Source organism: Micromonospora peucetia, assembly GCF_900091625.1.
GTDB classification, from domain to species: Bacteria; Actinomycetota; Actinomycetes; order Mycobacteriales; family Micromonosporaceae; genus Micromonospora; species Micromonospora peucetia.
The window spans coordinates 3,513,280-3,537,276 of record NZ_FMIC01000002.1; the positions used below are offsets into that span (position 1 = coordinate 3,513,280).

Annotated in this window: 25 protein-coding genes and 1 riboswitch; of the genes, 17 read left to right on the forward strand and 8 right to left on the reverse strand. The window is 73.5% G+C overall.

All coding sequences use genetic code 11. The annotated features are described in order from the left end of the window. Positions 1–101 precede the first annotated feature (101 nt). Both GA0070608_RS16480 and GA0070608_RS16485 read right to left on the reverse strand, forming a co-directional pair. Positions 102–953 (reverse strand): hypothetical protein, encoded by an 852-nt coding sequence (locus GA0070608_RS16480; RefSeq protein ID WP_091628944.1) that lies wholly within the window; start codon positions 951–953, stop codon positions 102–104. A 238-nt stretch (positions 954–1,191) separates the two neighbouring features. Beyond that, complete coding sequence (locus GA0070608_RS16485) at positions 1,192–2,004, reverse strand: enoyl-CoA hydratase-related protein (RefSeq protein WP_091628946.1); 813 nt, start codon at positions 2,002–2,004, stop codon at positions 1,192–1,194. Between the two features lie 19 nt (positions 2,005–2,023). On the opposite strand from GA0070608_RS16485, the gene hemW reads away from it, so the two are divergent. After that, complete coding sequence (gene hemW, locus GA0070608_RS16490) at positions 2,024–3,247, forward strand: radical SAM family heme chaperone HemW (protein WP_176733969.1); 1,224 nt, start codon at positions 2,024–2,026, stop codon at positions 3,245–3,247. 40 nt (positions 3,248–3,287) lie between these two features. Here the strand turns inward: hemW and GA0070608_RS33975 are convergent, their stop codons facing one another. Then, positions 3,288–4,022 (reverse strand): DUF4870 domain-containing protein, encoded by a 735-nt coding sequence (locus tag GA0070608_RS33975; RefSeq protein WP_091628950.1) that lies wholly within the window; start codon positions 4,020–4,022, stop codon positions 3,288–3,290. Positions 4,023–4,264: 242 nt separating this feature from the next. Here GA0070608_RS33975 and hrcA point away from each other — a divergent pair, with 242 nt between their 5' ends. From hrcA to GA0070608_RS16510, 3 genes are all read left to right on the forward strand, one after another. Beyond that, on the forward strand, positions 4,265–5,287 hold the full coding sequence (gene hrcA / locus GA0070608_RS16500; RefSeq protein ID WP_091628953.1) for a heat-inducible transcriptional repressor HrcA: 1,023 nt from the start codon (positions 4,265–4,267) through the stop codon (positions 5,285–5,287). Positions 5,288–5,360: 73 nt separating this feature from the next. Continuing rightward, complete coding sequence (dnaJ, locus tag GA0070608_RS16505) at positions 5,361–6,506, forward strand: molecular chaperone DnaJ (RefSeq protein ID WP_176733970.1); 1,146 nt, start codon at positions 5,361–5,363, stop codon at positions 6,504–6,506. 51 nt (positions 6,507–6,557) lie between these two features. After that, on the forward strand, positions 6,558–7,292 hold the full coding sequence (locus GA0070608_RS16510; RefSeq protein ID WP_091628957.1) for a 16S rRNA (uracil(1498)-N(3))-methyltransferase: 735 nt from the start codon (positions 6,558–6,560) through the stop codon (positions 7,290–7,292). Positions 7,293–7,319: 27 nt separating this feature from the next. On the opposite strand, the gene GA0070608_RS16515 is transcribed toward GA0070608_RS16510, so the two are convergent. Further along, positions 7,320–8,081 carry an SDR family NAD(P)-dependent oxidoreductase gene (locus GA0070608_RS16515; protein ID WP_091635276.1) on the reverse strand — a complete coding sequence of 254 codons (762 nt, stop codon included), beginning with the start codon at positions 8,079–8,081 and terminating at the stop codon, positions 7,320–7,322. 95 nt (positions 8,082–8,176) lie between these two features. Here GA0070608_RS16515 and GA0070608_RS16520 point away from each other — a divergent pair, with 95 nt between their 5' ends. The 8 genes from GA0070608_RS16520 to GA0070608_RS16555 all read left to right on the forward strand — a co-directional run bounded on the left by GA0070608_RS16520 (position 8,177) and on the right by GA0070608_RS16555 (position 15,719). Then, positions 8,177–8,536, forward strand: a complete 360-nt coding sequence (locus tag GA0070608_RS16520; RefSeq protein WP_091628960.1) for a histidine triad nucleotide-binding protein — start codon at positions 8,177–8,179, stop codon at positions 8,534–8,536. Then, on the forward strand, positions 8,533–9,909 hold the full coding sequence (locus tag GA0070608_RS16525; protein WP_091628963.1) for a serine hydrolase domain-containing protein: 1,377 nt from the start codon (positions 8,533–8,535) through the stop codon (positions 9,907–9,909). The genes GA0070608_RS16520 and GA0070608_RS16525 overlap by 4 nt, the downstream gene beginning before the upstream one ends. Positions 9,910–10,093: 184 nt before the next feature. Continuing rightward, complete coding sequence (locus tag GA0070608_RS16530; RefSeq protein WP_091628966.1) at positions 10,094–11,152, forward strand: PhoH family protein; 1,059 nt, start codon at positions 10,094–10,096, stop codon at positions 11,150–11,152. A gap of 15 nt (positions 11,153–11,167) precedes the next feature. Further along, the gene (gene ybeY / locus GA0070608_RS16535) at positions 11,168–11,641 is read left to right on the forward strand and encodes an rRNA maturation RNase YbeY (protein ID WP_091628969.1); all 474 of its coding nucleotides are present in this window, start codon (positions 11,168–11,170) and stop codon (positions 11,639–11,641) included. Continuing rightward, positions 11,617–13,029: a hemolysin family protein gene (locus GA0070608_RS16540; protein ID WP_091635280.1), complete on the forward strand. Its 1,413-nt coding sequence runs from the start codon at positions 11,617–11,619 to the stop codon at positions 13,027–13,029. The genes ybeY and GA0070608_RS16540 overlap by 25 nt, the downstream gene beginning before the upstream one ends. After that, positions 13,022–13,408, forward strand: coding sequence for a cytidine deaminase (locus tag GA0070608_RS16545; RefSeq protein ID WP_091628971.1), 387 nt, complete (start codon positions 13,022–13,024; stop codon positions 13,406–13,408). Before GA0070608_RS16540 ends, GA0070608_RS16545 begins: the two co-directional genes overlap by 8 nt. Before the next feature lie 67 nt (positions 13,409–13,475). Beyond that, complete coding sequence (gene era, locus GA0070608_RS16550; RefSeq protein WP_091628973.1) at positions 13,476–14,372, forward strand: GTPase Era; 897 nt, start codon at positions 13,476–13,478, stop codon at positions 14,370–14,372. Positions 14,373–14,549: 177 nt separating this feature from the next. Continuing rightward, on the forward strand, positions 14,550–15,719 hold the full coding sequence (locus GA0070608_RS16555) for an acyltransferase family protein (protein WP_091628976.1): 1,170 nt from the start codon (positions 14,550–14,552) through the stop codon (positions 15,717–15,719). On the opposite strand, the gene GA0070608_RS16560 is transcribed toward GA0070608_RS16555, so the two are convergent. Further along, positions 15,706–16,539, reverse strand: coding sequence for a DUF4097 family beta strand repeat-containing protein (locus tag GA0070608_RS16560; RefSeq protein WP_091628978.1), 834 nt, complete (start codon positions 16,537–16,539; stop codon positions 15,706–15,708). The two genes, GA0070608_RS16555 and GA0070608_RS16560, sit on opposite strands and share 14 nt — an antisense overlap. Before the next feature lie 101 nt (positions 16,540–16,640). Here GA0070608_RS16560 and recO point away from each other — a divergent pair, with 101 nt between their 5' ends. The 4 genes from recO (at position 16,641) to GA0070608_RS16580 (ending at position 19,637) form a co-directional block, all read left to right on the forward strand. Further along, positions 16,641–17,483, forward strand: a complete 843-nt coding sequence (gene recO / locus GA0070608_RS16565; protein ID WP_091628980.1) for a DNA repair protein RecO — start codon at positions 16,641–16,643, stop codon at positions 17,481–17,483. Positions 17,484–17,491: 8 nt separating this feature from the next. Continuing rightward, a complete protein-coding gene (locus tag GA0070608_RS16570; protein ID WP_091635283.1) occupies positions 17,492–18,292 on the forward strand; it encodes an isoprenyl transferase in 801 nt (266 codons plus the stop codon). A gap of 64 nt (positions 18,293–18,356) precedes the next feature. Next, on the forward strand, positions 18,357–18,542 hold the full coding sequence (locus tag GA0070608_RS16575; RefSeq protein WP_091628983.1) for a hypothetical protein: 186 nt from the start codon (positions 18,357–18,359) through the stop codon (positions 18,540–18,542). 858 nt (positions 18,543–19,400) lie between these two features. Beyond that, on the forward strand, positions 19,401–19,637 hold the full coding sequence (locus tag GA0070608_RS16580; protein WP_091628985.1) for a hypothetical protein: 237 nt from the start codon (positions 19,401–19,403) through the stop codon (positions 19,635–19,637). A 182-nt stretch (positions 19,638–19,819) separates the two neighbouring features. Here the strand turns inward: GA0070608_RS16580 and GA0070608_RS16585 are convergent, their stop codons facing one another. The 3 genes from GA0070608_RS16585 to GA0070608_RS16595 all read right to left on the reverse strand — a co-directional run bounded on the left by GA0070608_RS16585 (position 19,820) and on the right by GA0070608_RS16595 (position 22,800). Beyond that, positions 19,820–20,620: an energy-coupling factor transporter transmembrane component T family protein gene (locus GA0070608_RS16585; protein WP_091628987.1), complete on the reverse strand. Its 801-nt coding sequence runs from the start codon at positions 20,618–20,620 to the stop codon at positions 19,820–19,822. 52 nt (positions 20,621–20,672) lie between these two features. Further along, a complete protein-coding gene (locus GA0070608_RS16590; RefSeq protein ID WP_091628989.1) occupies positions 20,673–22,088 on the reverse strand; it encodes an ABC transporter ATP-binding protein in 1,416 nt (471 codons plus the stop codon). Between the two features lie 121 nt (positions 22,089–22,209). Next, positions 22,210–22,800, reverse strand: a complete 591-nt coding sequence (locus GA0070608_RS16595) for an ECF transporter S component (protein ID WP_091628992.1) — start codon at positions 22,798–22,800, stop codon at positions 22,210–22,212. Positions 22,801–22,872: 72 nt separating this feature from the next. Further along, a riboswitch (TPP riboswitch) is annotated at positions 22,873–22,978 on the reverse strand. Between the two features lie 144 nt (positions 22,979–23,122). Here GA0070608_RS16595 and GA0070608_RS16600 point away from each other — a divergent pair. Then, positions 23,123–23,953: an alpha/beta fold hydrolase gene (locus GA0070608_RS16600; RefSeq protein WP_091628996.1), complete on the forward strand. Its 831-nt coding sequence runs from the start codon at positions 23,123–23,125 to the stop codon at positions 23,951–23,953. Positions 23,954–23,997 lie beyond the last annotated feature (44 nt).

Here is a 23,997-nt window from a genome sequence, read left to right on the forward strand (position 1 = left end):
GAGCGAGGGTGCGACGCTCCGTAATTTAGCCGGGGCGTGATGTGAGGTAAGGTCGGCAATGCCGGTTTGTGCGGTGACCGCCGGTAAGGAGATCGAGGCCACTACGCCTCGGCGAAGACCTCCGCCACGACCCGCCCGGCGGCCGGGGCGTCATCCGTCCGGTTCCAGGTGCCGTCGCGGGCCGTCCACTCCAGGTCGCCGAAGCGCACCCGCTTCACGCCGTGGTCCTGGGCGTGGGAGACCAGCCAGTGCGCGTACCGCCAGCCCCGGCGCTCGTCGGCCGCCGGGACCGTCAGGCCGGTCAGATCCGCCACGCCGGCCAGGCCCCAGTCCAGGGCCAGGCCTCGGGTCAGCGCGCTCGCCGCGGCCTCGCCACGCATCACCGGGTCGCGGCCCACCGTGCAGGCGACCGCGCCGGTGGCGTGTCCGACCAGGGCCCGGGTCAGCACCTCGGACTCGTCCGCCCACTTCTCGTACGCCTCCGGGAAGGCCGAGCGCTGCACCTTCTGCGCCGCGTCGGTGACCCGCATCTGCTCCCAGCCGCGCACCTTCTTCAGCGCGGTGTAGAACTTCCTGGCCGCGTACCGGGGGTCGCGGATCTGCTCCGGGGTGCCCCAACCCTGGCTCGGGCGCTGCTGGAACAGCCCGACCGAGTCGCGGTCGCCGCCGGCGAGGTTGCGCAGGCCGGATTCCTGGTAGGCGGTGGCCAGCGCCACCACGACAGCCTGATCGGGCATCTTCCGTTGGATGCCGATCGCCGCGATCGTCGCCGCGTTGGCCATCTGATCGGCGTCCAGGACCACCCGGCCGTCCGCCTGCACCGTGCAGGTGCGGGTGGACAGGGGCAGGCGCAACTGCCCGCCCATCTGTCGGATGGCGATCCAGATCCCGAGCGCGGCGAGGACGACGAGGACAACGCCGCTCGCCACGACTGCCCGAGTACGCACCCACACCCCCTGATCGACAGTCCGACAAGCGTACGTCCCCGGTGGCGTCTTCCGAGTCGTCCGACCGGTTCTCCCTGATCGTCGGGCCCGGCGTCGGTCGCCGGGCGGACGCCCGCACCCTCTCCGGCGGCCCCGGCAGGGCGGAGTCCGGACGTTCCCGTTTCCCGCGGCCTCACCCGTTCCGGTGCCGCCGGCCGGCTTCTGCCCCCGGTGTCACCGACCTCCGCCGTGACTGGTCCCCGGTCTACCGGCCGGTGCCCGTCGCGGCGTCACCGTCGGCGGTGGGCACCCAGCGTGCCAACCGCTTCTCCCGGAACGCCAGGACGCCCTCGCGTCCCTCCTCCGACAGGAAGTACCCGGTCGAGAGGGTGGACAGCCCGGCGACCTCCGCCCGCAGGTCCGCGGCGGGCGGCCGACGCAGCAACTGCTTCGCCCCGGCCAGCGCGCCCGGTGCCCCCCGCACCAGAGAGTCGCAGTACCCCGCAACCGCCGCGTCCAGCTCGTCCGCGGGCACGGCGGCGGTCACCAGGCCGATCTCGGCCGCCCGTCGGCCGTCGAAGGTGTCGCCGGTCAGATAGAGCTCGGCCGCCGCGCGGGGGTGCAGCCGGGGCAGCACGGTCGCGGAGATCACCGCCGGGACCACGCCGATCCGCACCTCGGTGAAGGCGAACGTCGCCTCCTGCGCGCACACCGCCAGGTCGGCCGCCGCGATGAGGCCGAGGCCGCCGGCCCGCGCCGGACCGGCCACCTTCGCCACCACCGGCTTCGGGCACTCCCAGACCGCCGCGAGCACGTCACCGAGCATCCCGGCCGGCACCGCCCCGCTGGCGTACGCGGCGGCGGTCTCCTTCAGGTCCGCCCCGGAACAGAAGACCGGGCCGGCGTGGTCGAGCACGATCACGCGTACGGCGTCGTCGGCGACCGCCTCGGCGAGCCCGGCCAGCAACTGGGTCATCAGCGGCGTGGAGAGCGCGTTGCGGTTGTGCGGGCTGTCCAGGGTGAGGGTGGTCACCCCACGGGCCGTGGCGGCCCGCACGAGCACGTCGGGAGAGGTCATGCCGGGCACACTAGTGGCCATGCCCGGCGTCCTTCCAGAAGGCGAAACCGTCCCCGTCGACGGTTCGCTGCCCGCCACCGCCACCCGTGCCGTCGGCGCGCGCGGCTTCGGCGTGTACGTGCACGTGCCGTTCTGCGCCAGCCGCTGCGGCTACTGCGACTTCAACACATATACGGCGGCCGAGCTGGGCGGCGGGGCCGGGCGGGAGAACTACGCCGACATCGTGCTCGCCGAGCTGGCGCTGGCCCGCCGGGTGCTGGGCGACGCCCCACCGCCCCGGGTCGACACGGTCTTCGTCGGCGGCGGCACCCCGACCCTGCTCCCCGCCGACGATCTGGCCCGGATCCTCGACGGCATCGACCGCACCTGGGGTCTCGCGCCCGACGCCGAGGTGACCACCGAGGCCAACCCGGAGTCGGTCACCCCGGCATCGCTGAAGGCACTGCGGGCCGCCGGCTACACCCGGATCTCGCTGGGCATGCAGTCCGCCGCGCCGGGGGTGCTGGCGATCCTCGACCGCACGCACAGCGCCGGCCGGGCCGTCGCCGCCGCCCGTGAGGCACGCGACGCCGGGTTCGACCACGTCAACCTGGACCTGATCTACGGCACGCCGGGGGAGTCCGAGGCGGACTTCGCCGCCTCCCTCGACCAGGTCGTGGCCGCCGGGGTGGACCACGTCAGCGCGTACGCCCTGATCGTGGAGGACGGCACCCGGCTCGCCGCCCGGATGCGGCGCGGCGAGCTGCCGTACCCCTCCGACGACGTCGCCGCGGACCGCTACCTCGCCGCGGAGGCCGCCCTCGGCGCGGCCGGATTGTCCTGGTACGAGGTGTCGAACTGGGCCCGCGACGAGGCGGCCCGGTGTCGGCACAACCTGCTCTACTGGACCGGCGCCGACTGGTGGGGGCTCGGCCCGGGGGCGCACAGCCACGTCGGCGGCGTGCGCTGGTGGAACGTCAAGCACCCCACGACGTACGCGAAGCGGCTGGCCGCCGGCGGGTCGCCCGGCCTGGCCCGGGAGGTGCTCACCGGCGACGAGGCGCACATGGAGGACGTCATGCTCCGGCTGCGCCTCGCCTCCGGGCTGCCGCTGGACGCCCTCGACGACGCCGGCCGGGCCGGTGCCGGGCGGGCGCACGCCGACGGGCTGCTGGCCGCCGCCGAGTACGCGGCCGGTCGGGCCGTGCTGACCCTGCGGGGCCGGCTGCTCGCCGACGCGGTCGTCCGCGACCTGCTGCCCTGAACCGCGTGCCGGGGCCGGCCGGGGGAGCGGCCGGCCCGGGTCACTTGGCGAAGCTGTAGGTCATCGGGTAGCGGTAGAGCACGCCCTCGTTGGCCTTCACCCCGCCGATGATCCCGAAGATCAGCGGCACCAGCCAGACGAGCATCGGGACGAAGAACAGCACGCCGCAGGTGATCAGCGTGAGCACCCAGCTCAGCACGCCGATGATCGTCCAGGTGAGCTGGAAGTTCAGCGCCGCGACGGCGTGCGCGCGGGCGGTCGGCGACTGCTGCCCCCGGACCATCAGCGCGATGACCGGCGCCAGCCAGCCGAGCAGGCCGCCGCCGACGATCACGCCGGCCGCGCCGCCGAAGTGGGCGATGAGGGCCCAGTTCTTGTCCTCGGTACTGGCGTAGCCGCCCGTCGGCGGGCCGTAGCCGCCACCGGCCGGATAGCCGGCCCCCGGCGGGGGATAGCCGCCGGGCGGCGGATAGCCACCGGGCTGGGAGTAATCGCCAGGCGGGGGATAGCCACCGGGCTGGGAGTAATCGCCAGGCGGGGGATAGTCACCGGGCGGGGGGTAACCGCCAGGTGGGGGATAGCCGCCCGACGGTGGCTGGTCACCGGTGGGTGGCGGATAGCCACCGGGCGGGGGATGGCTGCCCGGGGCCGGGGCCCCGGAGAGCGGGGTGGTGGGTTCGTCGGAGCCGGAAGGGCCGGGAACCCCCGACGGGGCGGCCGGGTCCGGCTGGAAGCCGGGGTCCCCCGCTCCGGGTGGGCGAGGTGGTTCAGTCATGGAGGTCACGGTAGGTGCAGCCGGCAAGGACGCACCAGTGTGACACCGGCCGGGATGCCCGAATGACCCGTTCCCGGCGCCGTCGGGTGGCCCGCGGGGTCGCCGATCGGACTGATCACCCGGGGTTGATCATCGCGTCGGCGGCCCCGCCGACGTAGACTGGCACTCGCTACAGTCGAGTGCCAGCAGCCCGCCCGGCCCGAACACATGCCGGCGGCGACGTGCGACAGGAGGTGGGGAGAATGGGTCTCGACGACCGCAAACTCGCCGTGCTGCGCGCGATCGTCGAGGACTACGTCGCCACGCAGGAGCCCGTCGGCAGCAAGGCGTTGGTCGAGCGGCACCAGCTCGGGGTCTCCCCGGCCACCGTCCGCAACGACATGGCCGTGCTGGAGGAGGAGGGCTACATCCGCCAGCCGCACACCAGCGCGGGGCGGGTGCCCACGGACCGGGGCTACCGGCTCTTCGTGGACCGGCTGTCCCGGGTCAAGCCGCTCAGTCCGGCCGAGCGCCGGGCGATCGAGCGCTTCCTGGTCGGCGCCGTCGACCTCGACGACGTGGTGCACCGCACCGTCCGGCTGCTGGCGCAACTCACCCGGCAGGTCGCCGTCGTGCAGTACCCGAGCCTGGCCCGCTCCTCCGTGCGTCACCTGGAGCTGGTGCCGATCTCCACCACCCGGCTGATGCTGGTGATGATCGCTGACACCGGCCGGGTCGAGCAGCGGCTGGTCGAGCTGCCCGCGCCGATCCCCGCCGACCAGGTCATGGACCTGCGCCGGCTGGTCAACGAGAAGTTGGTCGGCTCTCGGCTGTCGGAGACCCCACCGCTCGTGCAGGCTCTGGTCGAGGAGTCGGTGCCGCACCTGCGGCCAGCCATGACCACCCTCTCCACCGTGCTGCTCGAGACGTTGATCGAGCGGCACGAGGAGCGGATCGCGCTGGCCGGCACGGCCAACCTCACCCGCGGCGGCCTGCTCGACTTCCAGGGCTCCCTGCGCCCCATCCTTGAGGCGCTGGAGGAGGAGGTCGTGATGCTCAAGCTGATCGGCGAGGCCGAGCCGACCACGACGCGGGTGCTGATCGGCGACGAGAACGAGATCGACAACCTGCGCGCCGCCTCGGTGGTCAGCACCGGCTACGGGCCGGGCTCGACCAGCGTCGGCGGCCTCGGCGTGCTCGGGCCGACCCGGATGGACTACCCCGGCACCATCGCCACGGTACGGGCCGTGGCACGCTACGTGGGCGAGCTGCTGGCCCAGAACTGACCAGTCAGGGCCGACGGCCGGCTCCGGCCGCCGACCGGCGCAACGCGAGACGAACATGAGGACACGGAACGCAGTGGCCAGGGACTACTACGGCATTCTCGGGGTGAGCCGGGAAGCCTCCGACGACGAGATCAAGCGCGCCTACCGCAAGCTGGCGCGACAGTTCCACCCGGACGTGAATCCGGATCCGGAGGCCCAGGAGAAGTTCAAGGACATCAACGCCGCGTACGAGGTTCTCTCGGACGACCGGAAGCGGCAGATCGTCGACCTGGGCGGCGACCCGCTCGCCCCCGGCGGCGGGGGCGCGGGAGGTCCGGGCGGCCCCGGTGGCGCCGGGCCGTTCGTCGGCTTCCAGGACATCATGGACGCGTTCTTCGGCGGCGCGGCCGGCGGTTCGCGGGGTCCCCGACCGCGCACCCGGCCCGGCGCCGACGCGATCCTGCGGCTGGAGTTGGACCTGCACGAGACCGCGTTCGGCGTCGAGGCGCCGATCACCGTCGACACCGCCGTGCTCTGCACGACCTGCTCCGGCGCCGGCACGGCAGCCGGCACCCACCTGGCCACCTGCGAGGCGTGCGCCGGGCGGGGTGAGGTGCAGTCCGTGCAGCGCACCTTCCTCGGTCAGGTGGTCTCCGCCCGGCCGTGCACGGTCTGCCAGGGCCACGGCACCACCATTCCGCACCCCTGCCCGACCTGCGCCGGCGACGGCCGGGTCCGCACCCGGCGTTCGCTGACCGTCAAGATCCCGGCCGGCGTCGAGGACGGCATGCGCATCCGGCTCGCCCAGCAGGGCGAGGTCGGCCCGGGCGGCGGCACGGCCGGCGACCTCTACGTGGAGATCCACGAGCGGCCGCACGACGTCTACTCCCGCAAGGGCGACGACCTGCACTGCCGGGTCACGGTGCCGATGACCGCGGCGGCGCTGGGCACGCGGCTGACCATCAAGACGCTGGACAGCGAGGAGACGGTCGACGTCAAGGCCGGCACCCAGCCGGGCAGCACGCTGCGGCTGCGGGCCCGGGGAGTACCGCACCTGCGCGGCACCGGCCGGGGCGACCTCTACGTCCACCTCGACGTACGCACCCCCACGAAGCTCGACGCCGACCAGGAACGGATGCTGCGCGACTTCGCCAAGACCCGGGGCGAGGAGGTCGCCGAGCTCAGCAAGCAGGGTGGCTTCTTCTCCCGGATGCGCGATGCCTTCAACGGCCACGCCTGACGGTCCCGGGTCGTTGCCCCGGTGCCCGCCGGGGCGACTAGCCTGATCGTCGTGTCCGCGCCGCTGTTCCTGGTCGACCCGCTGCCCATCGCCGACCGGCTGACCCTCGACGGCCCCGAGGGGCACCACGCCGCCACCGTGCAACGGCTGCGCGTCGGTGAGCACCTGCTGCTCGCCGACGGGCTGGGCGGCACGGCCGAGGCGGTGGTCACCGCCGTCGGCCGGGGCACCCTCGACCTCGAGATCACCTCCCGTGGGTACGTCGACGCGTCCGTCCCGCGCCTGGTCGTGGTGCAGGGCATCGCCAAGGGTGACCGGGGCGAGCTGGCCGTGCAGGCGATGACCGAGGTCGGCGTGGACGAGATCGTGCCCTGGGCCGCCGCCCGGTCGGTGACCCAGTGGCGCGGCGACCGGGGCGTACGGGCGCGGGAGAAGTGGGCGGCGACCGCCCGGGAGGCGGCCAAGCAGGCCCGCCGCGCCTGGCTGCCCGTGGTCGCCGGTACGCCGGACGAGTCGACGACCCGGGTGGCCCACCGGATCTCGGGTGCCGCCGCCGCGTTCGTGCTGCACGAGGAGGCGCGGGACCGGCTGACCGCCGTCGAGCTGCCCGCCGCCGGGGAGATCGTGCTGGTCGTCGGCCCGGAGGGCGGCATCGCCGACGCCGAACTGGACGCGTTCCGGTCCGCCGGCGCCCGCCCGGTCCGGCTGGGCCCCTCGGTGCTGCGTACCTCCACCGCCGGGGTGGCCGCCCTCGCGGTCCTCGCCACCCGCCTGGGCCACTGGTGACCGCAGCCCCTGCCGAGGGCGAACGGGTCAGGTGCGGAGGTAGGAGGCGCCGTTGAGGTCGACGATGGTGCCGGAGGCCCACTCCGCCTGCGGGGAGGCGAGCCAGTGCACGGCGGCGGCGATCTCCTCGGGGCGGGCCACCCGGTTGAACGGGCTCTGCGCCCGGATCGCGGCGCCCCGCTCCCCGCTCAGGTGACCGGTGGTCATCTCCGTCTCCACGAAGCCCGGGGCGACCGTCGCGACCGTGATGCCGTACGGGGCGAGGGCCACCGCCAGCGACTGCCCCAGCGCGTTCAGTCCCGCCTTGCTCGCCCCGTACGCCGGCTGCTCCGGCTCACCCCGGAAGGCTCCCCGGGAGGAGACGTTGACGATCCGGCCGCCCCGGTCACGCATGTGTTGCGCCGCGCACCAGATGACGTTGCCCGCGCCGGTCAGGTTGGTCTCCAGCACCTGCCGCCACTGGGCGCGCCACTGCTCGTAGGAGGCGCCGAAGACGGGGTGCGGGGCGTTCCGTTCGCCGTACACCCCGGCGTTGTTGACCAGCACGTCCAGCCCGCCGAGCAGGCCGGCGGACTCGTCCACCATGCCCCGTACGGCGTCCGGGTCCCTCAGGTCGGCGCGGACCACCACGTGCCCCTCGCCGGGCAGTTCGGCGCGCAGCCGTTCGGCCAGCTCCGCCGAGTCGCGGTGGTGGATCGCCACCCGGTCGCCGCCGGCCGCGAACGCGGTCGCCACCGCCCGTCCGATGCCGCGCGATGCCCCGGTCACCAGTACCGCCCGTGAAGTCACGCCGGCCATCATGCCCTGCCGGCCCACCCAGCGTAAGGAAGGGACCCTTCCGCTACCGCAGGCGTTGACAAGGTGCCCTTCCTTACACTGCCCCGATGGGAACCGACTGCCTGTTCTGCCGGATCGTCGCCGGGGAGATCCCGGCCACGATCGTCCGGGAAACCCCCACCACGCTCGCCTTCCGCGACATCGACCCGAAGGCGCCGGTGCACGTGCTGGTCATCCCGAAGGAGCACTACGCCGACGTGGCGACGCTCGCCCAGGGTGATCCGGCGCTGGCCGGGGAGGTGCTCGCCACGGCCGCCGCGGTGGCCGAGGACGAGGGGCTGCTCGGCGACGGCTTCCGGTTGATGTTCAACACCGGCGCGTACGGCGGCCAGGAGGTCTTCCACGCGCACGCACACCTGCTCGGCGGAGTGCCGCTGGGCCCGATGCTGGCCCGGAACCTGGCGTGACGGCGGTCGACGACCGGCTGTCCCGGATGGTCCGTACGGTCCAAACACAGGGCCGGGTGCCGGCGGTGTCGGCGGCCCTGCACCGGGCGGACCGGCCGCTCTGGACGTGCGCTGTCGGCGGCACCGGCAACGACACCGAGCTGGGGCCGGGCACCCGGTTCCGGATCGGGTCGGTCACGAAGACGTTCACGGCCGTGCTGACGCTCCAGTGCCGCGACGACGGCCTGCTCGACCTCGACGACCCGCTGGGCCGGCACCTGGACCTGCCGGCCCACGGCGAGCTGACGGTACGCCGGCTGCTGTCGCACACCGCCGGCCTGCAACGGGAACCGTACGGCGACGTCTGGGACACCCTGCGAATGCCGGACGTCGAAGGGCTGGCCGCCGACCTGGCCCGGGCCGAGCGGGTGCTGCCCCCGGGCCGCCGCTACCACTACTCGAACCTCGGCATGGCACTGCTCGGCCGGCTCGTCGGCCAGTTGCGGGGCGGCTCCTGGGCGGAGGTGCTCGGCGAGCGGGTGCTGACCCCGCTGGGACTGGCCGAGACCTCGGCGACGCCCGGGCCGCACGCCGCGACGGGCTTCCTGGTCGACGCCTACTCCGACGAGGCGCACCCTGAGCCGCCCACCGACTTCGGGGCGGTCGGCCCGGCGGCGCAGCTCTGGAGTACCGCCTCCGACATGGCCCGCTGGGCGGCCTTCCTCGCCGACCCGGCGGCGCTGGACCCGGCCGGCGCCGTGCTCGCCCCGGCGACGCTGGACGAGATGCGCTGGCCGGCGACGGTCACCGACGAGACGCTCTGGGCCGGCGGCTTCGGGCTGGGGCTGATCCTGGTGCCGCAGGGCGAGCGGATCATGCACGTCGGCCACGACGGCGCCATGCCCGGCTTCCTCGCTGGCGTCTACGGCCGGCGGGGCGGGGAGGGCACCCCCGGTGCGATGGGCGTCGCGGTGCTCGGCTCCTCCGGCACCGCCGGCGAGGTCATCGACCTGCCGCACCGGCTGCTGGCCGCCGCGGTCGAGCACGACCCGGCCGACATCGCGCCGTGGCGGCCGGGTGCGCCCGCCCCGGAGGGCGTACGCGGGCTGCTCGGCCGCTGGTGGGGCGAGGGTTTCGAGTACGTCTTCTCCTGGCACGACGGCGAGCTGCGGGCCCGGGGCGCCGACGACCCGGCGGGCCGGCCACCGTCGGTCTTCGTCGCGTTGCCGGACAGGCCGGACGTGTTCCGTACGGTCTCCGGCCGGGAGGCGGGGGAGCTGCTCCGGCTGACCCGGGACGAGCACGGCACGGTGGTCCGGATGCACTGGGCCACCTACCGGTTCACCCGGCACCAGGAGACCTTCGAGCGGTACGACTTCCGTTCCGGTTCCTGACGGGCGGTGCGACCCGGGCGGGGTGAGGCCGACGCGGGCCTGCCCCGCCTGTGCCGTACCCCGCGGAAATGGGCAGGGTGCCGCCGCTGTTGAAAAGATAGGATGGCAGTAACGTCAGCGCGCCGCGCCAGCAGGCCCGGCGCCGAGATCGAGAGCAGGTGCGCAGGGCCCCTCGGCCCGACCTATGACCGGCACCCCACCTCCCGGCCCGCCCCGGGTGCAGACCAGGATCACCGTCCCGGATTCCAAGATCATGGTCAACCTGCTCGGCGCGGGTGACGAGATCCTGCGACTGGTCGAGCGCTCGGTCGGCAGCGACGTGCACGTCCGGGGCAACGAGATCACCATCACCGGCGCCCCCGCCGACAACGCCCTCACCGAGCGGATCTTCAGCGAGCTGCTCGAGCTCATCGAGAAAGGCGAGACCCTGACCACTGACGCCGTCCGGCGTACCGTCGGCATGCTCGAGCAGGGCGGCGCCGAGCGGCCCGCCGAGGTCCTCACGCTCAACATCCTCTCCCGGCGCGGTCGCACCATCCGTCCCAAGACGCTGGGGCAGAAGGTCTACGTCGACGCGATCGACGCGCACACCATCGTCTTCGGCATCGGCCCCGCCGGCACCGGCAAGACCTACCTGGCGATGGCGAAGGCCGTCCAGGCGTTGCAGGCCAAGCAGGTCAGCCGGATCATCCTGACCCGGCCGGCGGTCGAGGCCGGTGAGCGGCTCGGCTTCCTGCCCGGCACGCTCAACGAGAAGATCGACCCCTACCTGCGCCCGCTCTACGACGCGCTGCACGACATGCTCGACCCGGAATCCATCCCCAAGCTGATGGCGGCGGGCACCATCGAGGTCGCGCCGCTGGCATACATGCGGGGAAGGACGCTCAATGACGCGTTCATCATCCTCGACGAGGCGCAGAACACCACGCCCGAGCAGATGAAGATGTTCCTCACCCGGCTCGGTTTCGGCTCCAAGATCGTCGTCACCGGTGATGTCACCCAGGTGGACCTGCCCGGTGGGACGACCAGCGGCCTGCGGGTGGTCCGGGAGATCCTGGAGAATGTCGAGGACGTGCACTTCGCCCAGCTCTCCAGCTCCGACGTGGTCCGTCACCAACTGGTCGGGGAGATCGTCGACGCGTACGCCCGCTGGGACGCCGAGCGGGAGAACCAGCAGGCGCAGAGCGTGCACGCCGTGCCCGGGCGGTCCGCCCAGGGCGGCCGGGCCGGCCGGCGCCGCTAGACCGAGGGAAGACAGTTGTCCATCGAGATCGCCAACGAGTCCGGTGTCGACGTCGACACCGACGCCGTGCTCGCCGTCGCCCGGCACGCCCTCGACGAGATGGGGGTAAACCCCCTCGCCGAGCTGTCCGTGCTGCTGGTCGACATCGACTACATGACCGAGCTCAACCACCGGTGGATGGGCGGCGACGGCCCGACCGACGTGCTCGCCTTCCCCATGGACGAGGGCAGCGTCGACCACGGGCCCGGCGAGACGACCGCCGCCGGCGGCGAGCCCGCGCTGCTCGGCGACATCGTGCTCTGCCCGGAGGTGGCGGCCAAGCAGGCCACCACCGCCGGCCACACCGCCGCCGACGAGCTGCACCTGCTCACCGTGCACGGCGTGCTGCACCTGCTCGGCTACGACCACGCCGAGCCGGAGGAGGAGCGGGAGATGTTCGCCCTGCAGGCCCGGCTGCTGGCGAGCTGGCGGTCGACCCGGTCCCGGTGATGAACATCCCGATACTGGCGGCCGGCGCCACCGGCCTGCCCGACCTGCAACTGCTGGTCTTCGCGGCCGGCCTGGTGGTGCTGGCCGGCCTGATCGCCATGACCGAGGCGGCGCTCGCCGCGGTCTCGCCCGCCCGCGCCGCCGAGTTGGCCCGTGACGGCGCGCGGGGCGCGCGGACGCTCCAGACCGTCGCCGGAGACGTGGTCCGACACCTCAACCTGCTCCTGCTGTTGCGGTTGCTCGCCGAGCTGACCGCCACCACCCTGGTGGCGCTGGTCGCGGTGGACACCTTCGGCGCGGGCTGGCGCGCGGCGCTGGTCACCGCCGGCGCGATGACCGTGATCAGCTTCGTGGTGGTCGGGGTCGGCCCACGCACCATCGGCCGGCAGCACGCGTACGTGGTCGCGCGGTCCGTCGCCCCGCTGGTCCGCTGGCTGGGCCGGGCGCTCAACCCGCTCGCCTCGCTGTTGATCCTGATCGGCAACGCGGTCACCCCTGGGCGCGGCTTCCGGGAGGGGCCGTTCGCCACCCAGGTGGAGCTGCGCGAGCTGGTCGACCTGGCCGAGCAGCGCGGCGTCGTGGAGCACGGCGAGCGGCAGATGATCCACTCGGTCTTCGCGCTCGGCGACACCATCGCCCGGGAGGTGATGGTGCCGCGTACCGAGATGGTGTGGATCGAGGAGGGCAAGACGCTCTCCCAGGCGCTGGCGCTCTTCCTGCGCTCCGGCTTCTCCCGGATCCCGGTCATCGGCGAGAGCGTCGACGACGTGCTCGGCGTGCTCTACCTCAAGGACCTGATCCGGCGGACCCAGGGCGGGGCCTCGGCGGACCACCAGCTCCCGGTGGCCGAGCTGATGCGCCCCGCCACCTTCGTGCCCGAGTCCAAGCCGGTCGACGACCTGCTCTCGGAGATGCAGGCCGCCCGCAACCACCTGGTCATCGTCGTCGACGAGTACGGCGGCACCGGCGGGCTGGTCACCATCGAGGACATCCTGGAGGAGATCGTCGGTGAGATCACCGACGAGTACGATGTCGAGCGCCCGCCGGTCGAGCACCTCGACGACGGGGCGGTGCGGGTGACCGCACGGCTCCCGGTGGAGGACCTTGGCGAGCTGTTCGACACCGAGCTCCCCACCGACGAGGTGGAGACCGTCGGCGGCCTGCTCGCCCAGTCCCTGGGCCGGGTCCCGATTCCCGGGGCGGAGGTCGAGGTGGCCGGGCTCCAGTTGATCGCCGAGGGCACCACCGGCCGACGCAACCGGATCGACACCGTGCTGGTGAGCCGGGCGGAGTCGACCGACGCACAGAACGGCCCGGGCCGTGGCGAGCGCGCCGAACCCCGGGACGACCCGAACCGATCCGAGGAGAGGCAACCCGCCGATGCCTGAGTCACCCGCCGTACCGGCCACCCGGCCCACCCCGTCCGACCCGGTCGAGCTGAGCGCCGAGGACGGCAAGCTGGTCGTCCTGGCCCGGGGCGCGCGCGGCCGGGTGGGCGCCGTGGAGGGCGCGGCGGTCCGCGACCAGGATGGCCGGACGTACGCCGCGGCGAGTGTCTCGCTGCCCTCGTTGACGATCACCGCGCTTCAGCTCGCGGTGGCCTCGGCGGTGGCGGCCGGCGCGACCCGGCTGGAGGCCGCGGCGGTGGTCACCGAGGCGTCGACGCTGGACGGCGCCGGGCACGCGGCGGTACGCGACCTGGCCGCGGACGCGCCGATCCACGTGGCCGCTCCGGACGGCGCCGTCCTGGGCACGGTGGCCGAGTGAGCGGGCGGACCGTCGGGCGGGCTGGGGTGGCGCCCGGTGCCACCGCCGAGCGGGGCGGGGCAGCGGCGTGAGCGACCCCCAGCAGCGCCCCTACCGGGCCGGTTTCGCCTGTTTCGTCGGCCGGCCGAACGCCGGCAAGTCGACGCTGACCAACGCGATCATCGGGCAGAAGATCGCCATCACCTCGAACAAGCCGCAGACCACCAGGCACATCATCCGGGCCGTCCTGCACCGCCCGGAGTCCCAGCTCGTGCTGGTCGACACCCCGGGCCTGCACCGTCCCCGTACGCTGCTCGGCGAGCGTCTCAACGACCTGGTCCGGCAGACCTGGAGCGAGGTCGACGTGATCGGCCTCTGCATCCCGGCGGACGAGGCGATCGGGCGGGGGGACCGGTTCATCACCGGCGAGCTGGCCGAGCTGAAGGCGACCGTGCTGGCGGTGGTCACGAAGACCGACCTGGTGGACCGCAAGCGGCTGGCCGAGCAACTGCTCGCCGTCAGCGAGCTGGGCGAGTTCGCCGAGGTGGTGCCGGTCAGCGCGGTCTCCGGGCACCAGGTGGACACCCTGGTCGACGTGATGACCGGCTACCTGCCCGAGTCGCCGCAGCTCTACCCGGACGACATGCTCACCGACGACCCGGAGCAGGTGCTGGTCGCCGAGCTGATCCGCGAGGCTGCCCTGGAGGGCGTCCGCGACGAGCTGCCGCACTCCATCGCGGTGGTCGTCGAGGAGATGATTCCCGAGGGCAAGCTCATGAAGATCTACGCCGACCTGTACGTCGAGCGGCCCAGCCAGAAAGCGATCGTAATCGGTCACCGGGCCAGCCGGCTCAAGCATGTCGGCACTACCGCCCGCCAGCAGATCGAGGAACTGCTCGGCACCCGGGTCTACCTCGACCTGCACGTCCGGGTGGCGAAGGACTGGCAGCGCGACCCGAAGCAACTGCGCAAGCTGGGCTTCTGACGCCGGGGCCGGGGCGCCTGAGTGCCCCGGCCCCGGCGCGGCCCGCCGACGGGTGAACGGTCCCGGTCGGCTGTATGGAGGACGTCACGTCCGGGTGAGGCATCTGCTGTTTGCCGTAGCCAGTTCGGAGGGTAGGCATTAGAGAGCCCCCGTATTCCCGGACATAGATGCAGGCTGATGCGAAACCGATACCTGGACCTGCTCCGCTTCCTGGCCATCGTTCGAGTCGTCGTCTACCACGTCACCGGTTGGGCCACGCTGACCCTCGTCTTCCCGGCGATGGCGGTGATGTTCGCGCTCGCCGGCTCGCTGATGGCGGCCTCACTGCAACGGTGGGGACCGAGAGCGGTCGTCCGCCGGTTACGGCGCCTGCTGCCGTCGCTCTGGGTGCTCGCCGCCGTCTTCGTACCCGCCATGCTGCTCACCGGGTTGCCGCTGAGCCCCAAGGTGCTGCTCTGGCTCTTTCCCATCGCCGACCCACCGGCCAACGGCTGGGGTGCGATCGCGCTCAGCGTCATCTGGTACCTGCGCGACTATCTCTGGTTCGTGCTCGCCTCACCGGTGGCCCTCTGGCTGTTCCGGCGCGCCCCGGTGCCCACCCTGATCGCCCCGTACGCCCTGCTCGCGGCGGCCGAGCTGGGCCTGCTCCCGGCGCTGCCGGTGGCGCTGCACCAGTTCGGGCTCTACTTCGGCGCCTGGCTGCTCGGCTTCGCCCACCAGGCCGGCATGCTGCGCCGCCTGACCAACCGGGTGCTGGTGCCGGTCGCGCTGGCTCTCGCCGCCGCCGGGGCCGCCTGGATCTTCACCCACCCCGGGCCGCGCGGGTACGACCTGAACGACAACCCCCTGGGCAACGCCCTCTGGTCGGCGGCCTTCGTCCTGGTGCTGCTCGGCCGAGGGCCGGCGAGCGCGCCCTGGGTGGACCGTAGCGCCGCGTTCGGCCGGGTGGTCACCGTGTTCAACCGGCGGGCACTCACCGTCTACCTGTGGCACATGCCGTTCGTGGTGGCGCTCACCCCGCTGGTCGACGTGGTGGGCTGGTCGCACCAGGACCCGCTCGGCCTGGCGATCCGGGTGGTGCTGGTCTTCGCGCTGGTCGCGGTGGTGACCGCCCTGTTCGGCTGGGTGGAGGACGTGGCGGCCGGCCGGCCGCCGGAGCTGATCCCCGGCGGCACCCGCCCCAACCCGGCCACCGCTCCCGCAGTCGCCGCCCGGGCGGCTGACGGACCGGCCGCCGCCCACCCGGTCGCCGCAGGAGGGCCCGGCGGCCCGGCCGCCGGGCGGGCGGCGGTGCCGGCGCCCCGGGCCGCCCGGGAGCCGGAGACCGTCGAGATCAGCGCTGGGTGAGGGTCACGTTGCCGCTGCCGGTGGAGAGGTCGAGCAGCAACGTGGCGGACGGGTCGTCGGGGATGCCGAGTTCGGCGTCGCCGCTGTCGGTGCTGGAGCGCACCCGGTAGCGGCCCGCCGGCGCGACCAGCTCGACGTTCCCGCTGCCGGCGGACACCCGCGCCGAGGCTGACGTCGTGAGCTCGACGGTGACGTCACCGGAGCCGGCCTCGGCGTCCACCCCGCCGCCGAGGCGGCGACCGGTGATGTTGCCGGAGGAGGTGCGCAGCGTCACCGCGGTCGCGACCTCGTCGACCTCGACGTCGCCGGAGCCGGCCTCGGCACGGACCGGGCCGCCGGCACCGGCCACCTCGATGTTGCCGGAGCCGGTCTCGGCGCGGACCGGGCCGCTGGAGCCGGCCACCCGGATGTTGCCGGAGCCCAGCCGCATCTCCACCGGGCCGACCTTGCTGAGGTCGACGTCACCGGAGCCGGCCTCGCCCTGCACGCTCACCCCCGCCGGGGCGGTGACCTCGTAGGAAACACTGCACCGGGAGCCGCAGTCGGTGTCCAGCACCAGTTCGGAGCCCTTGATCTCGTACGTCGCGTCGGGTTGGCCGCCCTGGTAGCGCACCACCCGCTTGATCCGCACCTCGTCCTGCGCGCCGATGGCGCGGACGGTCACGTCGCCGGCCCCCGGGAGCACCCGGATGCTGCTGATCCGGACCGCCTCGGTGTTGTCGTAGTCGAGCCGGCGGAAGGACAGGTTGTCGCACCCGACGGAGACGATCAGGGTGGCAGCCGCAGCGAGAAGCACGGCGGCGGTGCGGTGTTGAGCCATACGAGCACGCTACGAGGCATGGCCCGTCCCGCACATCGGGGTTCCGCACGCGGGACACCCCGAGCTGACCCTGATTCCACACCCCGAGAGAGAATGGTCCGATGGCCGGGTACCGCCGACAGCTCTACCGCGACGACGCGGTGGTCCTGCGTGCGCAGAAGCTCGGCGAGTCCGACCGGATCATCACCCTGCTCACCCGCCGGCACGGCCGGCTGCGGGCGGTGGCCCGGGGCATCCGCCGCACCACCAGCAAGTTCGGCGCCCGGCTGGAGCCGTTCGGTCACGTCGACCTCCAACTCGCCGGCGACCCGAAGGGCAATCTGGGCAGCTCGCTGCACACCGTCAGCCAGGTCGAGGGGATCGACCTCTACGGCAGGCGGTTCCTCGGCGACTACTCCCGTTACACGGCCGCCAGTGCGATCGCCGAGACCGCCGAGCGGCTCACCCCCGTCGAGCGGGAGCCGTCGCTGCGGCTGTTCCAGCTCACCCTGGGCGCGCTGCGGGCGCTCGCCGAGGGCAGCCACGCCACCACCCTGGTGCTCGACGCGTACCTGCTGCGCGGCATGACGCTGGCCGGCTGGGCGCCGGCCCTGATCGCCTGCGCCGTCTGCGGCACGCCGGGGCGGCACCGGGCGTTCTCCGTACCGGCCGGGGGTGCGGTCTGCCCGGACTGCCGGCCGCCGGGCGCGGCCCATCCCGCCCCGGCCACCATCGACCTGATGTCCGCGCTGGCCACCGGCGACTGGCGGGTCGCCGACGCCACCGAGACCGGCGTACGCCGAGAGTGCAGCGGCCTGGTCGCGGCGCACCTGCAGTGGCACCTGGAGCGCGCGCTACGCTCGCTGCCGCTGGTCGACCGGGGTGCCCCGGCGGCCGGCCCGGCTCCGCCGCCGCGTGCCGGCGGAACCGGTGCGGACGGCGTGAGCAGGGGGAGGACCGAGTGATCCGATCGATGAGGGCCGGGCGTCGCGAGCTGGTGCCGCCGACACCACACCCGTCGGGTGCCCGGCCGCCGGCACTGCCCGCCGACGCGGTGCCGAAGCACGTCGCCGTGGTGATGGACGGCAACGGCCGGTGGGCCAAGGAACGCGGGCTGCCCCGCACCAAGGGCCACGAGGCGGGGGAGTTCTCCCTCTTCGACACCATCGAGGGCGCCATCGAGCTGGGCATCCCCTACCTGTCGGCGTACGCCTTCTCCACCGAGAACTGGCGGCGCTCGCCGGACGAGGTCCGGTTCCTGATGGGCTTCAACCGGGACGTCATCCGCCGCCGCCGGGACCAGCTGGTCGACCTGGGGGTGCGGGTGGTCTGGTCCGGCCGGACCGGCCGGCTCTGGAAGAGCGTCATCTCCGAGTTGCAGACGGCGGAGGAGATGTCCCGGGGCAACTCGACGCTGACCCTCCAGTTCTGCGTCAACTACGGCGGCCAGGCCGAGATCGCCGACGCCGCCGCCGCCATCGCCCGCGACGTCGCGGCGGGCCGGCTGGACCCGGAGAAGGTCACCGAGAAGACCGTCGCGAAGTACCTCTACCACCCGGAGATCCCCGAGGTGGATCTGTTCCTGCGTCCCTCCGGCGAGGAGCGGATCTCGAACTTCCTGCTCTGGCAGACCGCGTACGCCGAGCTGATCTTCCTCGACACGCTCTGGCCCGACTTCGACCGCCGCCACCTCTGGTACGCCTGCGAGCTGTACGCGCAGCGGGACCGTCGCTTCGGCGGCGCGCTGCCCAACCCGGTCGCTCCGCCGACCTGAGGCTTACCGCGCGGCCGTACGGGGTACCACCTCGGTCAACAGCCACTGACGGAGGTGAACCCACATGATCCAGAAGCGTATTGCCCAGTGGGCGGCGATGGCCGTCGCCGTGCCGTTGGCGGCGGCCGGCGCGCGCCGGCTCAGCCACACGCTGGAGGCCCGCCGCGGTCCGACCGGGGTGAGCCGACTGCTCACCAAGGGCGCCGACATGCTCCGCCCCCAGAAGGCCAAGCGCCGTCGCTTCTTCTGACCCGCCGACCTCGCATCTGCGTTCCCGACCCCCGGACCGTCCGTCGATCATGCGGTTGTGGTGCCGCGCGAAGGCCCCTCCCGGGGCGTACCGCCCACCAGGAGTGCGTGATCGACTGCCGGCTCGGGGGTCGGGGTTTCGGGGGTGAGTGGTGATGGCGATGCCTGGGATCGGGAGCGGGGCGGGTGCCCCGGCCGCGTCGAACCTCGGCGGTGGGGATGCGGGATCTTCGGCACAAGATGATCATGGCGTTGGACGCCGCCGATCTCGGTGACCCGACCGTCCCCACGCCGCCGGGTGCCGCGCCAGGACACGATGATCGTCACCCGGGTGCCGCGCGGCTCGCCGCTACACCACAACCCCGCCCCGCCCTGTCCTGTCCCACCCCACCCCGCCCCGCCCCGCCCCGCCCTCGCCCCGCTCAGCTCGGCGATCTTGCAGTTTTGGCCCCTGCAAATCGCCTATAGGGGGCATAGCGGGGGCCGAAACTGCAAGATCGCGGGGGCTGGTGCGGATCGTGGCGGGGTTGCGCGGTGCCAACGGGCGGCGTCGTGGCGGGCGCGATTCTCGATCGGGGCGGTAATTCGGCTGCGCGTGAACGGTCCGGCCGGATAGCGTGTGGGCATGCGTATCTGACGCCCCACCTCCGAGCCGACCCGCCGCCCCTGCGGCCGTGGGTCCGCGTGCTCCCGGGCGTCCGCATTCCGTACCTGCCGCCGAGCGGCGGTGTTCGTCGTGGTCGATCCCGGGCAGCAGTCCCGCTCCCGCCCGACCGTCGCGCGACGGTCATCGACGAGGCGGGCCCCGTCACCGGACGTCGCGCCGGGGCGTTGGGCCCGCAGACCAAGGAGGCACCGGATGCCCGCCAAGCGCAACCCGAAGAAGTCCCGTACCGCCCTGCCCAAGCCGTCGGTCGCGGACCTGACGCCGGTCAACCTCGGCGAGGTGGCGGTCGCGCCGATCGTGCCGACGCTGCCGGTCGACCGGCCGGCGGCGCCGAAGGCCGGGCCGCCGGTTTCCGGCGGCGGCCGCTCCGGTGCCCTGCGTGACCAGAAGGCCGGTCAGGCCCGCCGGTACGCCTTCCGGCGCAGCTGACCGTGCCAGCCGGGTGGAGCCGTCGTGACCGACGACTCCACCCGGCCCGTCAGCCGATCATCGGCCGGCACCAGTCAAGCGAGAAGCGGTCAGCGATCGGGGGTGTCTCAGCCGATCAAGGGCGTGTGCCGATCGGGGGGAGTGTCGGTCGATCAAGGCGTGTCAGCCGATCAACGAGCGTCTCAGCCGATCAGCGGGCGGAAGGTGCCGAGCAGCACGCTGACGGTGAGCGCGGCCCCGGCGAGCGCCGCCGAGCAGACGATCAACAGGCCGTCGGCGGCGACGAAACGCTGTTGCCGGGCGACGGTGCGCGGGGTCCCGGCGTCGAAGCCCCGGGCGTCCATCGCCACGGCCAACCGGGTGCCTCGGCGGATCGCTCCGACCAGTAGTGCGAAGGCCGTCGAGGCGAACAGCCGCAACTTCGCCAGCGGGTTGCGACCGGACTCGACCCCTCGGGCGCGACGCGCCATGGAGATCATTTGCCATTCCTGCCCCAGCAGTGGCACCAGCCGGAACGCGGCCAGTGCCCCGATGGCGAACCGGGCCGGCGCCTTCGCGTTCTGGATCAGCGCGTCCGCCAGGTCGGTGGGGTCGGTGGTGGCGAAAACGATCACGCCGGGCAGCGCCACCGCGAACATGCGCAGCACCAGGCCGAGCGCGGTGAGCAGCACCCCGGAGGTGACCACCACCGGGCCGGCCTCGACCAGCACCCGGCCGGAGCGCTCGGCCGCGAACAGCACCAGCGTCACCACCACGCCGACCGCACCGACGAGCAGCGGCCACGTCCGCCGCGCCAACACCCGCAGCCGGACCCCGAACAACGGCAGCACGGCCAGCTCCACGGCGATCGCGATGGCCGGGGCCACCGGGTCCAGGGTGGCGATCAGGATGAACGAGAACACCAGCGCCGCGACGAGCTTGGCCACCGGGTTGCGCCGGGCCAGCGGCGCCCCCGGCGCGGCGACCGGCTCGAAGCTGATCATGCCCGCTCCGGAGCGCGACGGGTGACTGGTGCGACAGCCGGGTGTGGGCTGGTCACGGGCGCTCCAGGATGAGACGGCGGTCTGCCAGGGCGGCGACGAACTCCGGGTCGTGGGTGACCGCGACCAGGCCGTGCCCGGCGTCGCGCAGCTCGGCGAAGAGGTCCACCAGCTCCAGCCAGGTGCGCCTGTCCTGGCCGAAGGTCGGCTCGTCGCAGACGAGCAGGCGGGGCGCGGTGGCCAGGGCGGTCGCCACGCTCAGCCGCCGCGCCTCCCCGCCGGAGAGGGTGTACGGGTTGGCCGCCGCGAGTTTCGTCAACCGCAGCCGGGACAGCAGCCCGTCGACGGTGGACCGGATCGCCGGCTCGGGCTGGCCGGTGCGGCGCGGGCCGAGCGCCAGCTCGTCGTAGACGGTGTTCGCGACGAACTGGTGCTCCGGGTCCTGGAAGACCGAGCCGATCCGGCGGGCCAGTGCCGGCGCGCGCCAGCGGTGCGGGGGAGTGCCCGTGTCGGTGCCGGCCAGCGCCGTCGTCGCCGCGACCCGGCCCGCTCCGGGCTTGAGTAGGCCGCCGAGCAGCAGTGCGAGGGTCGACTTGCCGGCCCCGTTCGGTCCGAGGACGGCGAGCGCCTCGCCGGCGCGTACCGCCAGGTCGACGGCGGCCAGCCGGGGCGGCAGGCCGAGCCGGTCGGCGGTGACCAGCACGTCGCCGGCCGGGGTGGTGGCCTGGCGGGGCGGTACCGGACGGCCGGGCACCCAGACGCCCTCGGCGGCGAGTGTGTCGCCGTGCGTGCCGAAGACGGCCTCGGGAGTGCCGTCCGCGCGGACGCCGCCGCCGGGTTCGAGCACGACCACCCGGTCGACCAGGGGCAGCGCCTCGGCGACCCGGTGTTCGACCAGGATCAGCGTGGTGTCGGCGTCCAGCGCGCCGGCCACCGCCGCCCGGATCAGCGCCGCGCCGGTCGGGTCGAGGTTGGCGGTCGGCTCGTCGAGCAGCAGCAGGCCGGGGCGCAGGGCCAGCACCCCGGCCAGCGCCAACCGCTGCTGCTCGCCGCCGGACAGGGCGGCGGTGGGGCGGTCCCGGGGGTACGGGAAGCCGACCCGGGTCAGCGCCTCGTCGACGCGGGGCCAGATCTCCCGGGCGGGGATGCCGCGGTTCTCCAGCCCGAACGCCACGTCGTCGCCGCTGCGGGCCATCACGAGTTGGCTCTCCGGGTCCTGGAAGACGATGCCCACCCGATCCCGGCTCTCGCGGGGGTCGAGCCCGTCGACCTCTACGGTGCCCTCCTGCTCGCCCGAGTCCTCGGGCAGCAACCCGGCCAGCGCGGCGAGCAGGGTGCTCTTGCCGGCCCCCGACGGTCCCAGCAGCAGCACCCGCTCGCCGGCCTCCACACGCAGATCCACCCCGCGCACGGCCCACGCCCGCCGCCCACCATGCCGCCACCCGAACCCCCGCAGCACTACCGCCCCCACAACACCCACCCCCTACCCCGTCCCCGACCCACCCCTGGCGTTGATCATGAGGTTGGCGGCACTCCCGGAGATCCACATCGCCGTCAACCTCATGATCAACCGGCTTCCCGCGGCGTGCGGGTCAGATTGGGGTGCGGTCGCGGCCCGCGGGGAAGCGGTCCAGGGCGCCGGTGGTGGCCAGGGCGCGGGTCAGGGCCCAGGCGCCGGCGCCGGCTACTGCGGCGGCGCTGACGATGGTGAGCAGGGCGTAGGGGATGCGGTAGCTGGCCAGGGCGTACTCGCTGTTCCAGACGAAGAAGTCGAACAGTGCCGCGCCGAGGCCGGTCAGCGCGCCGGCGATCAGCGCGGTGGGCAGCCGGAACGAGCGGTACCGGAACGCGGCGAAGGCCAACTCGGCGCCGAGGCCCTGGATCAGGCCCTGGACGATGGTGACGCCGCCCCACTCCGCGCCGAGCAGCGCGGAGACTGTCGCCGCCACCGCCTCGCAGAAGAGCGCCGCGCCGGGCTTGCGGATCACCAGGCCGCCGAGGACGGCCGGGACCAGCCACACGCCGTACATGATGGCCTGGCCGGCGGGGAAGAACGCGAACGCCGGGTCGACGGCCCGCCACAGCAGGCCCCAGGCCCAGAAGATGACGCCGAAGGCCACCGCGATCACCGCGGCGACGACGATGTCGACGGTGCGCCACCGGGTGGTGTTGTTGTCTCGCATGATTGCTCCCAGTTCTGAACGCGAACCAGGAGAAGACGCACGCCGCGTCCGGATGTGCCGGACGTCGACGCGGCTGGAGGTCGACCGAACTCCCTGCGCTGGCATTACCCAGATCAGGTTCGAGGGTCTGCGGGCGGTGCCCGCACTCTCAGCGCTGTGCGCTCCCCTGTCGGATATGAAGTTGTCGCGCCGACGCTAACACCTTTGAAGATCAACAGGCAATGTGATCTTTCCGCAGCTCACCGGCGCGATCGATCGACGCCGTCGATCCCGCCCCGGATGGTACGAGTGACCCACGCCGACCGTGGGTAGGCTCACGATCATGCGGATCGAGACCCGGGGGTTGACGTTCGACGTCCGCGTCGGCGGACCGGAGGGCGGCGCACCCGTCCTGCTGCTGCACGGCTTCCCCCAGCACGGCGGGGAGTTCGACGACGTGGTGCCCGCGCTGCACGCCGCCGGCCTGCGTACGTACGCGCCGGACCAGCGGGGCTACTCGCCGGGCGCGCGGCCCGAGGCGGTCGAGGCGTACCGGCTGCCGGAGCTGGTCGCCGACGCGGTGGGCGTACTCGACGCGTTGGGCGTCGACGCGGCGCACCTGGTGGGGCACGACTGGGGCGCGGTGGTGGCCTGGGCCGTCGCGGCCGGCCACCCCGAGCGGGTCCGCACGCTGACGGCGGTCTCCGTGCCGCATCCCGCCGCGATGGCGTGGGCGCTGGCCGAGGACCCGGGGCAGAAGGCGCGCTCGGCGTACATGACGCTGTTCCGCAAGCCGGGCAAGGCGGAGAAGGCGCTGCTGGTACTGGGCGCGACCGGGCTGCGCCGGATGCTGCACGGGGTCGGTGGCGACGCGCGGGTGGCCGCGTACGCGGACCCGATGCGTGAGCCGGGCGCGTTGACCGCCGCGCTGAACTGGTACCGCGCCATGTCCCGCCGGGACCTCGCGGCCACCGGGCCGGTGACGGTGCCGACCACGTTCGTGTGGAGCGGCCGGGACATCGCGATCGGCCGCACCGCCGCCGAGGCGTGCGCCGACCACGTGAGCGCCGACTACCGGTTCGTCGAACTGCCCCGGGTGAGCCACTGGATCCCCGACGAGGCGCCCGGACCGCTGGCCGAGGCGATCCTGGCCCGGGTGCACGACCCGGCCTGACCCTCCCCGCGACGCCGCCGGCAGATGCCGGGCCCCATTCCCGA